Here is a 14,821-nt window from a genome sequence, read left to right as displayed (position 1 = left end):
ATAAGAAGATGAATAGATTGATGGTTTTGGGGATTCTTGTCTGGATGGGGATTGCGCTGCACGCGCAATCTCTTTATCCGGACTTCAGCAAGCTGAACTTCGGGTGCGACGGAAACAGCATTACCGCAGGCGAACAATGGTCTAAGACTGTAGTGGATAAACTCGGATTCGCTACACATCACAACGTGGCGGTCGGTTCTGCCACATGGGCATGCCATCCCGATACTCAGGATTATGGCAGCGAAGCTTTTGCCGGCATCTCCGGCGGTTGGCAGGCTACGGAGGATAAGCATGAGTTGCAGATGCGGCACAACAACGTGTCAAAGGTGCATATCCAGAAGTTCATAGCCGAAGTGGAAAGTGGCGCTTACCCTGCGCCCGATGTCTTTGTGTTCTCTATGGGAACGAATGACCGTAACTTGGGTAGTGCCGAAGAGGCCCTTAAAGGGAAGACGCTCGATGAAGTAGATGTCAACACCATGGCGGGCGGTGTCCGTTGGTCCATTCAGACCATTCTGGAGCATTATCCCCAATGCCGCGTATTCGTGTGCACGCCGATTCAGACCGGCAACCCCGAACACAATGCACTGAATCTGCAGAAGATTGCCATCTTGCGTGAGTTGTGCCGGGCGCTTTCCGTGCAGCTGATAGACTGTTACTCCAACTGTGGTATCACCGAAAAGTTTGAGCAGCCTTCCGGTAGTGGGCGCTATCTGCGCGACGGGTTGCATCCCGACAAACCGGGGCAGGAGCTGATGGGCCGTTACATCGCGAAGGAGATACGGAACCATTTCTTTTAGTTCCGTTCTGCATATTCCGGTTGGAATAACTTATCATTTAGGGCTTGTAAAGCCCTTTTTTTGTCTGTATTCTTAATGACGAATGCCACGTCATTATTGCTGCTGCCATATGAAATCATCCGTAGGGGGATGTCCTTTAGCGCCTCCATAATCTTTGCCTCAAACCCGGCAAATTCCCATTGCATGTTGCCCACCACGGAGACGATGGTCATGCGGTCTTCTACCAATACATGGGCATATTGGCGTAGTTCGGAGATGATGTTCGATAAACGAGTGCAGTCGTCTATAGCCACAGATACGTCCAGATTGGAAGATACCAGCAGGCAGAGGGGGGTACGGTACTTGGCAAAAATGTCGAAAATCTTGCTGATGAACAGATAGGGACACAGATTATGGTTCGATTCGAACTTTATGTATATGATGTGGTCCTTGGCGGCTATGGCCTTGATGATATTGTCGTCCTGCAGGTTGGAAATCAGCGTGCCTTCTGCCGATGGTTCCATAGAGTTAAGCAACCGGACGGGAATATTCCTTAGGCGTGCCGGAGCGATACAGAAAGGATGCAGTATCTTGGCACCATAGAAGGCCAGTTGTTCGGCTTCGTTGAAGCTGAGGCGTTTCACGGGGCGGGTACCTGACACCTCGCGCGGATCATTGTTGTGCATGCCATCTATGTCCGTCCATATTTGTATCTCGTCTGCTTGGAGGGCGGTGCCAATGAGGGAAGCAGTGTAATCACTGCCGCCGCGTTTCAGGTTATCTGTTTCGTTATAGGCATTCTTGCAGATGAAACCCTGAGTGATGAAGAGATTGATGCCGGGATGGCAGGCAAGCTGTTCTCGGAGTTTTTGTTCTATATATTCCAAGTCAGGTTCGTTGTTGGGGCCGGTACGCATGAAGTCGAATGCACAAAGCAGTGCATTGGGAATTTTCAGCTCGCGCAGGTAGAAATGCATCAGAGCGGTACTGATAAGTTCGCCTTGTGCCAGCACCTCCTTCTCTTCGACGGAGGTGAAAGAGTTCTTGGTAAATTTCCATAGTTGCTGGAAGCGGTCGAGGATATAATCTATTGCTTCCCGTTTCAGTTTCTCGTCGGTCAGCAACCCATTGGCAAATTCGATGAACTGGAATTCCAGCCGGGTGATGCGGTCGTGGGCTTGTTCCATTTCACGGTTGAATAAGTTGGCGGCAATCTCCTCCAGATGGTTGGTAGTGCCTGCGGTGGCAGACAGTACCACAATCTTGGGTGTTGCATCTTTAATGAGTGTTGCTACATGTTTCATTCTCTCTACGGTGCCGACGGAAGTTCCGCCGAATTTACAAACTTTCATTTCTTGTTTCTTTTTTAACAGTTTCATAATTGCATTCATCCGGAGGTTCTTCCTTCCGGCTTTTCATTTCAGGTGGCCTCTTCCCAAAATGAAAGGGGGGGAGGACGGGGCTTGCCACCTGAGCTTGGCCTGCATAATGCCGTTGTAGCATTGCCGTGGTGGGATATTCATGCTCTGGCTGGTAGCAGGCTCTTGGCTTTTCATTTATAAAAGTTCAAAAGATGTGCCGTCGATATTCGGGAAAAGCCTTATATTTGCACACCCCTGTTTTTACCGTTATCAGTTTAAAAACTTATCGAATAGATATGAGTAAGATTCTAATCATTGATGATGAAGTACAAATCCGTACTCTTCTGACGCGTATGATGGAGTTGGAGGGGTATGATGCCTGTCAGGCCGGTGATTGTAGGGCTGCCCTGAAACAACTGGAACTCCAAAATCCTGATGTTGCTTTGTGCGATGTATTTCTGCCCGATGGAAATGGGGTGGACTTGGTGTTGGCTATCAAGAAGGCGGCACCCAATGTGGAAGTCATTCTGCTGACAGCGCATGGCAATATCCCCGATGGAGTACAAGCCATCAAGAACGGTGCTTTCGACTATATCACCAAGGGAGACGATAATAACAAGATTATTCCTCTGATAAGCCGTGCCGTAGAGAAAGCGCGTATGAATGTACGGTTGGAAAAACTGGAGAAGAAGGTGGGGCAGACGTACTCTTTTGATTCTATCCTGGGAGAATCCAAAGTTCTGAAGGATGCCGTTTCATTAGCTCAGAAGGTGTCGGGAACTGATGTTCCTGTACTGTTGACTGGAGAAACGGGCACGGGTAAGGAGGTATTTGCCCAGGCCATCCATTACAGTAGTAAGCGTGCACGGCAGAATTTTGTAGCGGTTAACTGTTCTTCGTTCAGCAAGGAGTTGCTGGAAAGTGAAATGTTCGGTCATAAAGCCGGTTCGTTTACCGGTGCATTGAAGGATAAGAAGGGACTGTTCGAGGAAGCGAACAATGGGACTATTTTTTTGGATGAAATCGGTGAGATGGCGTTTGAACTGCAAGCCAAGTTGTTGCGTATTCTTGAAACCGGTGAGTATATTAAGATAGGTGATACGAAACCTACCCGTGTCAATGTCCGCATCATTGCCGCTACGAACCGCAACTTGTCCCAGGAAATTGTTGCCGGACGTTTCCGTGAGGATTTGTTTTATAGATTAAGCGTATTTCAGATACATCTGCCGCCATTGCGCGAACGTGCAGGTGATATCCGGCTGTTGGCGAAGGCCTTTATAAAGAGTTTTGCGGAACAGCTGGCGCGTCCGGTGGTTGAAATAGCTCCTGCATTTCTTGAAGCATTGGACTCCCAACCGTGGAAGGGAAATATCCGTGAATTACGTAATGTGATAGAACGTAGTATGATTGTTTGCGAGAGCGGACATCTGGACATTGCTGATTTGCCGTTTGATATTCAGAATGCCCATTATGAACACTCCAATGATTCAAGTCCCGGCAGTTTTGAACTTTCAGCTATGGAACGCCGGCACATTGCCCGTGTACTGGAGTATACAAAGGGGAATAAGACAGAAGCAGCCCGGTTATTGAAAATAGGTTTGACGACGTTGTATCGGAAGATTGAGGAATACAAGATTTCAGAACGCCTTCTATAATAGGGGGCTCAGTATACGACTGAGGTACCTTCGATATAGGACTGTGGCAAGATTATTCTTGAAACAGTCTTAGAAGCAGAAAGTGCCTATGGACTAAAACATATCAAAACAGGTTGCACCTTTTCATTTTGAAAAGGTGCAACCTGTTTCTTTTTATACTTATGCAGTTTGTATTTTATTGATAATTAATGATGTATGGCATGCGCGCTCTTTTTGGCACATATTTGGCATATTCCCGGCAGACAAAAATATGTAGTAACATTTTAAAAGGTAAAAACATGGGAATAACAGTATCATTTATTTTTTGCCTATTGAGCGGCTTGTTCGCCTTTTGGCTTTTCTGGAAATGCGTAGATTGGTTTGAGAAGATTTAAAAGAGAGAATTATGTACACAGCTTTATTTGTATTAGGTATTGTAATGTTCGGGTATCTGACTTATGTGCTGATAAGACCCGAAAAGTTTTAATGAATGGAGAGTGGAGAAATGAACACTGAGATTTTAGGTGTAGCCTTGCAGATTGTTCTGCTGATTGTGATATCCTATCCCCTGGGAAAGTATATTGCCAAGGTTTACAAAGGCGAAAAGACATGGTCGGATTTCATGAAGCCGGTCGAGAGATTGATTTATAAAGTGGCCGGAGTCAATCCGGAGGAAGAGATGAACTGGAAACAGTTCTTGAAAGCCCTGCTGATTCTGAATGCCTTTTGGTTTGTATGGGGCATGGTGCTGCTCTGTACACAGCAGTGGTTGCCGTTAAATCCGGATGGAAACGCTAACCAGACACCGGACCTGGCATTCAATACATGTATCAGTTTTATGGTGAACTGTAACTTGCAGCATTATTCCGGTGAAAGCGGACTGACATATTTTACACAGTTGTTCGTCATTATGTTGTTCCAGTTCATTACCGCCGCTACCGGTATGGCAGCTATGGCAGGTATCATGAAGGGTATGGCTGCCAAATCGACGAAGACTATCGGTAACTTCTGGAAGTTCTTGGTTTTGAGCTGTACACGTGTATTATTACCGCTTTCGTTGATTGTGGGCTTCATCCTCATTCTACAAGGTACTCCGATGGGATTTGATGGTAAGATGGAAGTTCAGACGATGGAAGGACAGACCCAGTTGGTTTCACAAGGTCCTACGGCAGCGATTGTTCCTATCAAGCAATTGGGTACGAACGGTGGCGGTTATTTTGGATGTAACTCTTCACATCCGTTGGAAAATCCTACTTACTTGACAGATATTGCAGAATGTTGGTCTATCCTGATTATACCTATGTCTATGGTGATTGCACTCGGCTTTTACATCAAACGTAAGAAGATGGCCTACTCTATCTACGGCGTAATGCTTTTTGCTTTTCTTGTGGGTGTTTGCATCAACGTTTCGCAGGAGATGGGAGGTAATCCGCGCATTGATGAGATGGGAATTGCCCAAGACAATGGAGCAATGGAAGGTAAAGAAGTCCGTTTAGGGTCTGCTGCTACTGCTCTTTGGAGTATTGTGACTACAGTTACTTCCAATGGCTCTGTAAATGGTATGCATGATTCAACAATGCCTCTTTCCGGTATGATGGAAATGCTGAACATGCAGATTAACACGTGGTTTGGCGGTGTGGGTGTAGGTTTCATGAACTATTATACGTTTATCATCATCGCCGTATTCATCAGTGGACTGATGGTGGGACGTACTCCGGAATTCCTCGGTAAGAAGGTGGAGGCGCGTGAAATGAAGATTGCTACCATTGTGGCACTGCTTCATCCGCTTATCATCTTGGGCGGTGTAGCACTTTCTTGCTTTTTGTTCGCTCATTATCCTGAATTTGTGGCAGGTGAAGGCGGCTGGTTGAATAATCCCAGTTTCCACGGACTGAGTGAGCAGCTTTATGAATATACTTCGGCTGCGGCCAATAATGGTTCTGGCTTCGAAGGATTGGGCGACAATACTTACTTCTGGAACTATACTACCGGCTGGACGCTGATTTTAGGACGTTTCCTGCCTATCGTAGGTCAGGTAGCCATTGCTGGTCTGTTGGCCGGAAAGAAATATGTTCCGGAGAGTGCCGGTACGCTGAAGACAGATACAGTAACTTTCGGTGTGATGACTTTTGCCGTTATCTTTATTGTGGCTGCCTTGTCATTCTTCCCGGCACATGCATTGAGTACGATTGCTGAACATTTCAGTTTGTAATAGTAGTTTGTAAAAAGTAATTTCATAGGTATGAAAGATAATAAATCAGCTTCTCTGTTTCAGAAGGAGCAAGTAATGGAAAGTTTGAAGCAATCATTCGTGAAGCTAAATCCACGGGTGATGATAAAGAATCCGATTATGTTTACGGTGGAAGTCGTAACGGTTGTCATGCTGATTGTCTGTTTCCTTTCATTGGGTACTTCGGAATATGGAGCATTCGGATATAATTTATTGGTATTCATCATCTTGTTTGTGACGTTACTGTTTGCTAATTTTGCTGAAGCCATCGCTGAAGCTCGTGGTAAGGCCCAAGCTGACAGTTTGCGTAAAACCCGTGAAGAGACTCCTGCTAAAGTGTTGGTTGACGGTAAAATCCATACCGTTAGCAGTTCACGTTTGAAGAAAGGTGACTATTTTATTTGTGAAGCAGGAGATACGATTCCTGCCGACGGTGAGATTGTGGAAGGTTTGGCCTCCATTGACGAAAGTGCCATTACCGGTGAATCTGCTCCGGTTATCCGTGAGGCCGGTGGTGACAAGAGTTCCGTAACTGGTGGTACAAAAGTTCTTTCTGATAAAATCAAGGTATTGGTGACGCAGCAACCGGGTGAGAGCTTTCTTGACAAGATGATTGCTTTGGTAGAAGGCGCTACTCGCCAGAAGACTCCGAACGAAATAGCATTGACTATTCTTCTGGCTGGTTTCACTTTGGTATTTGTTATTGTATGTGTAACGTTGATTCCTATGGCTGATTATACGAATATTGACCATCCGGGAACTTATATCTCCATTGCAGCCATCATATCTTTGTTTGTCTGCTTGATACCGACTACTATCGGCGGACTGCTTTCTGCCATCGGCATTGCTGGGATGGACCGTGCTTTGCGCGCTAATGTAATTACAAAATCCGGTAAGGCGGTAGAAACAGCCGGTGACATTGATACCTTGTTGCTAGACAAGACTGGCACCATTACAATCGGTAACCGTAAAGCTACTAAGTTTCATTCGGCTTCGGGTGTTGACGAGAATTTGTTCGTAGAGGCTTGCTTGTTGTCCTCACTTTCTGACGAGACTCCGGAGGGTAAGTCTATCATTGAACTGGGACGTGAAAACGGTCATCGTATGCGTGATTTGAATACTACCGGTGCTCATATGATTAAGTTTACAGCCGAAACAAAATGTTCGGGTGTGGATTTGCAGGATGGTACTCAGATACGTAAAGGCGCATTCGACGCTATTCGCAAGATTGTGGAAAATGCCGGAAACAAGTTCCCGAAAGAGATTGAAGAGGTGATTGCTGTAATTACCAGCAACGGTGGAACTCCGCTGGTGGTATGTGTCAATCAGAAAGTTACTGGGGTAATTGAGTTGCAGGATATTATCAAACCGGGCATTCAAGAACGTTTTGAGCGTCTTCGCAGGATGGGTGTGAAAACTGTGATGGTGACCGGTGACAACCCTTTGACAGCCAAATATATTGCAGAGAAAGCTGGAGTAGATGATTTCATTGCTGAAGCCAAGCCGGAAGACAAGATGGAATATATCAAAAAAGAACAGCAGGCCGGTAAGCTGGTGGCTATGATGGGTGACGGTACAAACGACGCTCCCGCCCTTGCACAAGCTAATGTGGGTGTGGCAATGAACAGCGGTACGCAGGCAGCCAAAGAAGCTGGTAACATGGTGGACCTTGACAACGATCCGACGAAGCTGATTGAAATTGTGGAGATTGGCAAACAGTTGTTAATGACACGCGGTACGTTGACTACCTTCTCCATTGCGAACGACGTTGCCAAGTACTTTGCTATTATCCCTGCTTTGTTTATGGTAGCCATCCCTCAGTTGGCTCCTCTGAACATTATGGGACTGCATAGCCCTGAAACGGCCATTCTCTCGGCTGTCATATTCAACGCTATCATTATTCCTATCTTGATTCCGTTGGCTTTGAAAGGTGTTCAGTATAAGCCGATCGGTGCCAGTGCGCTACTTCGTCGCAATCTGTTGATTTATGGTGTGGGTGGCGTCATTGCTCCGTTTGTCGGCATCAAACTGATAGATATGATAGTTAGTCTGTTTTTTTAAAACTTGGATAAAATGAAAACTCTTTGGAAATCATTTAAAATAACAATTGCATTTTGCATATTTTTCTCTCTGTTCTATATCCTTGTCTTGTGGATATTTGCACAGTTCGCCGGTCCCAACAAGGGAAATGCAGAGGTGGCAACACTCAATGGTAAAGTGGTAGGTGCAGCCAATGTAGGCCAGATGTTTACGCAAGATATTTATTTCTGGGGACGCCCATCTGCGGGTAATTATACAGCCGATGCTTCGGGTGGTAGTAACAAGGGACCTACGAACGATGAATACCTGGCAGAAGTGGAAGCCCGTATCGATACTTTTCTGGTACATCATCCTTATCTGAGCCGCAAGGATGTGCCTGCTGAAATGGTAACCGCCAGTGGTTCCGGTCTAGACCCACATATCACACCTGCTTGTGCTTATGTACAAGTGAAGCGTGTGGCTCAGGCACGTGGCATGAACGAGGCTGAAGTGAAAGCCATTGTAGACAAGAACATCAGCAAACCCTTTTTGGGGGTGTTTGGTACGGAAACTGTCAATGTGCTGGAACTGAACATTGCATTAGAAGAAGCCGATCAGAATAAATAATTTTTTAGTTGTGTTTGTCATGTGTTATGGGCAGGAGCGGAAGTATTTCTGTTCAGGCAGCGAAAGACTGTCATTTTACAGGGGGAGCCGAAACTTCCTTCCTGCCTTTCAACGATTGATTAGTAATGGTAAATAAATAGTTGGATATGAAAAGTTTAAAAATATCAATTCTAGTTTTTGCGAGTATGGTAGCTGCTTGTTTTATGGGAACCGGCAAAGTGCAAGCTCAGGAATTTACAATACAAGGTGATTTAGTCAGTTCTTATGTTTGGCGCGGCTTTTACCAGACGGGAGTCAGTTTTCAGCCCACTTTGGGTTTTGGGGTCGGTGATTTTTCTTTGACGGCATGGGGCTCTACCGATTTTGACGGAGTTTCTTCAGGAGAAGGGGCTGCGGCTAAGGAGATTGATTTGACGGCTGCCTATGCTTTGGGAGAATCAGGTCTAACTTTTTCTGTTGCCAGCTTGTGGTGGGGCGGACAAGGAGCAAGAAAGTATTTTAATTTTAAGAGCCACGAAACAGCTCATCACTTTGAAGCGGGATTAGCCTATACATTGCCGGTTGAAAAGTTTCCTTTGGCAATCGCTTGGTACACAATGTTTGCCGGAGCTGACAAAGATGACAAAGGCAGGCAGAATTATTCTTCGTATGTTGAATTCAACTATCCGTTCAGTGTTAAGTCTGTAGATTTGAACTTGACTTGCGGATTTCTGCCTTATGAAGCTGGGGTAGGAGTATATGGTGTTCCTAACAGTGGATTTGCCGTAACCAATGTGGCACTGAAAGGTATTACGGAAATCAAGATTACTGACAGTTTCTCAATACCTGTATTTGCACAAGCCATTTGGAACCCTCGTATGGAAGATGCACATCTGGTATTCGGCTTTACTTTAAGGCCATGATTTATTTAGATATAACTTTAGAACTCATGAATTAGTGTTGGATGCCCGTGGCGGTCGTGATGATCGTTACGGGTTATATGGCATATATAAGACAAGTAAAAAAACAGAAGAAATGAGTAGGGAAGAAAGCGTACAGCATTTTCTTGATTTGATTAAAAAGTCGCGGCGTGGCAAGTTCAAAGTCTACATCGGCATGATTGCTGGTGTAGGTAAATCTTATCGTATGCTTCAGGAAGCACACGAGTTACTTGACAACGGAGTAGATGTGAAGATAGGCTATATAGAGACACACGGGCGTGCCGGTACGGATGCTATGTTGGAAGGATTGCCCGTTGTTCCTCGTCGTAAGATATTCTATAAAGGAAAAGAGCTGGAAGAAATGGATTTGGATGCCATTATCCAGATACACCCTGAGATAGTAGTGGTGGATGAACTGGCACATACCAATGTGGAAGGTAGCCGGAATGAGAAACGCTGGCAGGATGTGATGGATTTGCTTGATGAGGGTATCAATGTGATTTCTGCCGTTAACATCCAGCACATTGAGAGTGTCAATGAAGAAGTGCAGGGCATCTCGGGTATTGAGGTGAAGGAACGTATTCCCGATAGCGTTTTGCAAGAGGCAGATGAGGTGGTGAATATTGACTTGACTGCGGAAGAATTGATAGCCCGTCTGAAAGCTGGAAAAATTTACAAGCCGGAAAAGGTCTCTACTGCCTTGAACAATTTCTTTAAAACGGAAAATATTCTCCAATTACGTGAACTGGCTTTAAAAGAGGTGGCTTTACGGGTGGAAAAGAAAGTGGAGAATGAAGTGGTTACCAGTGTGGGAGTCCGTCATGAGAGATTTCTGGCATGTATCAGCAGCAACGAGAAAACACCACGACGCATCATTCGTAAAGCTGCACGTCTGGCAACCCGCTACAATACTTCGTTTGTTGCCCTTTATGTGCAGACTCCCAGAGAAAGTACTGACCGCATCGGTCTGGCAAATCAAAGGTATTTATTGAACCACTTCAAATTGGTGACCGAACTGGGAGGGGAGGTCGTTCAGGTGCAATCGCCGGATGTGCTGGGAAGCATTGTTGATACTTGTAAGGAGAAACAGATAACAACTGTCTGCATGGGAAGTCCGTCACTTTCTTTTCCGAAATCATTGTTCATGATATTGAAATACCGAAAATTTGTGCGTGATTTGGCACAAGTAAACATAGATTTGATTATACTTGCATAATATTAATTCTTAGGAACATTATGAATATTCGTACAAAATTGATACTCAGCGTAGGGGTATTGGCTGGAATGATTATTTTGTTGGTTGCTCTTTCTGTGGTGAATCTACAGATACTGACGGCTACAGAGCCGGATAGTCCTGCTGCTGTACCGGGATTGCAACGTGCATTGCTCTGGATTTCTGTGATAGGTGGGGTATGTATTTTTGCCAGTATCATATTGTTGGTATGGCTTCCCCGTTCCATCAGCAAACCTATTCAAGAACTGACGCGTGGGATTCTTGAAATAGCGAACCATAATTATGAGAAACGTCTGGATATGAGTGGACACGAGGAATTTCGTGAAGTGGCTGATAGTTTTAATCGGATGGCTGAACGACTGACGGAGTATCGCGCCAGTACGCTGAACGACATACTTTCTGCTAAGAAATTTCTTGAGGCTATTGTGAATAGTATTGATGAACCTATTATTGGTTTGAACCGTAATAGGGAAATTCTCTTTATCAATAATGAGGCTTTAACTGTGCTGAATTTAAAACGGGAAGAGGTAATTCGCCGTTCGGCTGAGGAGCTTTCTTTGAAGAATGATTTGCTCCGCCGTTTAGTTCGTGAATTGGTAAATCCGGGTGAAAAGAAAGAACCGTTGAAGATTTATGCAGACAATAAGGAGAGTTACTTTAAAGCTTCTTACATTACCATTATAAATGCAGAGGCTGATGATGACGAACCTCATAATCTTGGCGATGTGATTTTACTGAAAAATATTACAGAATTCAAAGAATTGGATAGTGCCAAGACTACTTTTATCTCGACTATTTCTCATGAACTGAAAACGCCTATATCCGCTATTCTGATGAGTCTGCAGTTGTTGGAGGACAAACGGGTAGGGGTGTTGAACGACGAGCAGGAGCAATTATCGAACAGCATTAAGGAAAATGCTGATCGCCTTCTTGGGATTACCGGAGAACTACTGAACATGACGCAGGTAGAAGCCGGTAAACTGCAGATGATGCCTAAAATAACAAAGCCCATTGAACTGATAGAGTATGCCATCAAGGCTAATCAGGTACAGGCTGATAAATTCGGCATTCAGATAGAAGTGGAGTATCCGGAAGAAAAAATGCCTAAATTGTTTGTCGATAGCGAAAAGATTGCTTGGGTACTCACCAATTTGTTGAGTAATGCTATCCGCTATTCCAAAGAGAACGGGAGGGTGGTTATCGGCGCCAAGCATGACGAGGATTTTGTGGAAATGTATGTGCAGGATTTTGGAAAAGGTATCGACCCGCGTTATCACCAGAGCATTTTTGACCGTTATTTCCGAGTGCCGGGCACTAAAGTGCAAGGTAGTGGCTTAGGACTTTCCATTTCGAAAGACTTTGTGGAAGCGCATGGCGGTACACTGACTGTTCAGAGTGAGCTGGGTAAGGGGAGCCGCTTCGTTATCCGGTTGAAAGCGTAACGTTTTCTATTTTTTGCGGTACTGTTGCGGAGACATGCCTGTTTGTTTCTTGAAAAATGTACCAAAATAAGAAGCATTGGGAAAATTGAAGAAATCGGCGATTTCCTGGATATTTTTCTGGGTGTTCTTGAGTAGTGAGATGCTTTTGCGGATGATGGATTTGAATATCAGTTCCTGTACGGTGAATCCGCAGACGGACTTGGATAGTGCAGAGAGGTATTTGGGTGATAAGCAGAGTTTGTCTGCATAAAACTCTACACCGCGTTCTTCCGTGTAGTGCGCATCTATCAACTGAATCAGCCGGATAAAAATTTCATGTTTGTGGCCAACCGTTGTTTTAAGGTTCATCAGTTTACGGTTGTAAATGGAACAGATGCGGTATGTGAGTCCCAGCAGAAGCAGCCTTTGTTCGTTGTCGTTGAAGGTGTTGTTGTCTAAGTGCAGGGTATTGTCCAGTAAGGACATGTATTTCAGAACTTCTTCTTCGTCTCCGGTGTTCCATACGTAGCATGGTTCGGTCCGGAGCTGCATGTATAGGTACATGGTTGCCACTGAATTGCCTATGATGTCCCTTATCGGTTCTATCTGGTAAATGAATATGAATAGTTGCAGGTCTTCCGATTCGCTCAGCACTTGGAAGAGGGAATCTTCCGGAATGAAAACTGTTTCGCCAGCCTGGGCCGAGAATACTTTCATATTGAGCGAAAAGGTGAAGTTACCCTGGCGGCAAACTATCAGTCCTGCTCCATTAATCATAAAAGGTTTCTTCAGGGAGGTGGGAAAGGAGCAGAGCATACCTTCTGAACTACAAATGTTTTCTCCGTTTGACAATGCGTGGTCCAAGTGGGATAAACGTTCTTGTTGGGTATCCATAACAGACAAAATTACAGGTTGTACTGAAAATTGTCCGCTAAGTTAGTAATTTTCGTTTAGGATACCGCACGACAAGCACAAATATCATGCAAATCAGGCAGGCATAGAGTGTCCATCCTGCCATTTCCTTTATAGCAGAGAGAGTGGCTTGTACTTGGATGCGTCCTTTGGTGGATATGGCAGCCATGTTGATTGCTTCTTGTTTGCTCTTTCCCTGATATTGCATACCTTGTACAGTTTGGGTAAACGAGGCGGACGCTTCGGGGTGTAGCATGTCTACATTCTGTGCATAGCGGGTGACGTAGTGCTGCTGGCGTTCTTGCAGTACATTCGTATAGAGTGCGGCTCCGATGCTGGGAGCCAATACCATGCGTACGGTAAGCATGGTGCATATCCAGGAAGAAAGATATTTGTAAGGCATGCGTTGGGTGGCGTAGGTTGGAATCAGCGAATAGAGGAACATCATACCGGTAGAACGGATGATGACCGGATACTTCATCCGTTCGTACAGTCCTGCACCTTGTACCTCGAAATACATGAACATGGTGGAAAGCCCCAATAGAAGGAAACCGGCGGCAAAGAGATATTTGAAGTGTACGCCTTTCACACTGAGCCAGATGGTGGCTATACCGCCGATGAGGTAGCCCAGCATGGACCAGTTGCCTAGGGTGGCGTTCTGAAAGTTGTCCAGTTTCATGCCTATGCCTGTGAATACGTTGACAAACATGGCGCTGGAATTCAGTACCATTAACAGAAAATAGAATAGGAAACCCATACGGATGGTGCGCAGTTTGAATACATCGAGTTGATAGTAAGGATTGCGTTGGGTAGACTCGATGTAGAGGAATATACCACCAGCAATGATGGCGCAGACTGTGGCCCATCGTATGGTTGGGTCGTCGTACCAGTCGAGCACTTTGCCATAAGTAAGCACGTAGGTAATGCAAGCCAGTGTGATGCAGAAGATGGAGGCATTGCCAAACTGCTTGAGGTTGATGGGGAAGCGGCGGGTGGTATATTTATGATAAGGCATAGTGATGAATGTGATGAGGATGCAAAGTAATAGTAGCCCCATCATAAAGTAGTGTATGTACTGCCATTCGTACTCAAAGGCGAGCCAGGCGGTGAGCGAGGTTCCCAATTGTCCCAGTACCATGAAGAATAGGTAGATGGCAGGTTGTGCCGCACTCCGTTCGATGTCCAGCTTGTCCCAGCCTTCGCCGGTTACAGGCTCGTTGCCGGGTGTAATCTTATCGTACGCTTCGATATGCCCTGCATACTTTATGAGGGTGAAGAGGTTGACCATCATCAGTACCATTCGTAGGAATCCCATAAAGATGCTGCATAGTGCCAGCAGGAAAACACTGTCTGTCTTGGCACAGATATAACTGAAGATGTACATCAGGGAGAATCCTGCCAGACACATCATTTTCTGCCGGCGTATGACTACCAGCCTATATAGAAAGGGGCAGAATGCCGCCATACCGATGGAAGTGGCGAAGTTGGCAAACTGGATATGCTCGGAAATGATGCCGAGCCCGCTCATCATTTCGGTGCTTGCCACCGAGTAGGTACCGCCTACAGTCAGTATCGGCAAAAAGAATACGAATAGGATGATGATACCTACCGGCTTAGGTACCCAGTTGTAGAAGGGATAGTTCTTGGGGGATGAGGGCATGGATAATTAAAAATTAATCATTAA

Annotated in this window: 12 protein-coding genes; 9 read left to right on the top strand and 3 right to left on the bottom strand. The window is 45.4% G+C overall.

Annotated elements, in window-relative coordinates; translation table 11 throughout:
• Positions 1-8: 8 nt before the first annotated feature.
• On the top strand, positions 9-800 hold the full coding sequence (locus EYA81_RS06305) for a GDSL-type esterase/lipase family protein (protein WP_117601305.1): 792 nt from the start codon (positions 9-11) through the stop codon (positions 798-800).
• Here EYA81_RS06305 and EYA81_RS06300 read toward each other — a convergent pair.
• Entirely contained in the window at positions 797-2,131 is a 1,335-nt protein-coding gene (locus EYA81_RS06300; protein WP_117601328.1) for an aspartate kinase, read from the bottom strand. The two genes, EYA81_RS06305 and EYA81_RS06300, sit on opposite strands and share 4 nt — an antisense overlap.
• A 305-nt stretch (positions 2,132-2,436) precedes the next feature.
• On the opposite strand from EYA81_RS06300, the gene EYA81_RS06295 reads away from it, so the two are divergent.
• The 8 genes from EYA81_RS06295 (at position 2,437) to EYA81_RS06260 (ending at position 12,246) form a co-directional block, all read left to right on the top strand.
• The gene (locus EYA81_RS06295) at positions 2,437-3,795 is read left to right on the top strand and encodes a sigma-54 dependent transcriptional regulator (RefSeq protein WP_117601304.1); all 1,359 of its coding nucleotides are present in this window, start codon (positions 2,437-2,439) and stop codon (positions 3,793-3,795) included.
• Between the two features lie 385 nt (positions 3,796-4,180).
• Positions 4,181-4,261, top strand: coding sequence for a K(+)-transporting ATPase subunit F (kdpF, locus tag EYA81_RS19910; RefSeq protein WP_055305132.1), 81 nt, complete (start codon positions 4,181-4,183; stop codon positions 4,259-4,261).
• 18 nt (positions 4,262-4,279) lie between these two features.
• The gene (kdpA, locus tag EYA81_RS06285; protein WP_117601327.1) at positions 4,280-5,986 is read left to right on the top strand and encodes a potassium-transporting ATPase subunit KdpA; all 1,707 of its coding nucleotides are present in this window, start codon (positions 4,280-4,282) and stop codon (positions 5,984-5,986) included.
• Positions 5,987-6,016: 30 nt separating this feature from the next.
• Positions 6,017-8,065 carry a potassium-transporting ATPase subunit KdpB gene (gene kdpB / locus EYA81_RS06280; protein WP_005834857.1) on the top strand — a complete coding sequence of 683 codons (2,049 nt, stop codon included), beginning with the start codon at positions 6,017-6,019 and terminating at the stop codon, positions 8,063-8,065.
• Positions 8,066-8,077: 12 nt separating this feature from the next.
• Entirely contained in the window at positions 8,078-8,650 is a 573-nt protein-coding gene (locus EYA81_RS06275; protein ID WP_005834858.1) for a K(+)-transporting ATPase subunit C, read from the top strand.
• 146 nt (positions 8,651-8,796) lie between these two features.
• Entirely contained in the window at positions 8,797-9,552 is a 756-nt protein-coding gene (locus tag EYA81_RS06270) for a hypothetical protein (RefSeq protein WP_131225524.1), read from the top strand.
• Positions 9,553-9,664: 112 nt separating this feature from the next.
• Positions 9,665-10,786 carry a sensor protein KdpD gene (locus tag EYA81_RS06265; RefSeq protein ID WP_118275044.1) on the top strand — a complete coding sequence of 374 codons (1,122 nt, stop codon included), beginning with the start codon at positions 9,665-9,667 and terminating at the stop codon, positions 10,784-10,786.
• Between the two features lie 20 nt (positions 10,787-10,806).
• Positions 10,807-12,246 (top strand): PAS domain-containing sensor histidine kinase, encoded by a 1,440-nt coding sequence (locus EYA81_RS06260; RefSeq protein ID WP_044468372.1) that lies wholly within the window; start codon positions 10,807-10,809, stop codon positions 12,244-12,246.
• 6 nt (positions 12,247-12,252) lie between these two features.
• Here EYA81_RS06260 and EYA81_RS06255 read toward each other — a convergent pair whose 3' ends face one another.
• Positions 12,253-13,119 (bottom strand): AraC family transcriptional regulator, encoded by an 867-nt coding sequence (locus tag EYA81_RS06255; protein WP_005834864.1) that lies wholly within the window; start codon positions 13,117-13,119, stop codon positions 12,253-12,255.
• Between the two features lie 37 nt (positions 13,120-13,156).
• The gene (locus EYA81_RS06250; protein WP_005834866.1) at positions 13,157-14,797 is read right to left on the bottom strand and encodes a hypothetical protein; all 1,641 of its coding nucleotides are present in this window, start codon (positions 14,795-14,797) and stop codon (positions 13,157-13,159) included.
• Positions 14,798-14,821: the final 24 nt, after the last annotated feature.

Origin of the sequence: Bacteroides sp. A1C1 (assembly GCF_004328515.1) — a bacterium.
Classification (GTDB): domain Bacteria; phylum Bacteroidota; class Bacteroidia; order Bacteroidales; family Bacteroidaceae; genus Bacteroides; species Bacteroides uniformis.
This window is presented reverse-complemented; position numbering and strand designations above follow the sequence as displayed.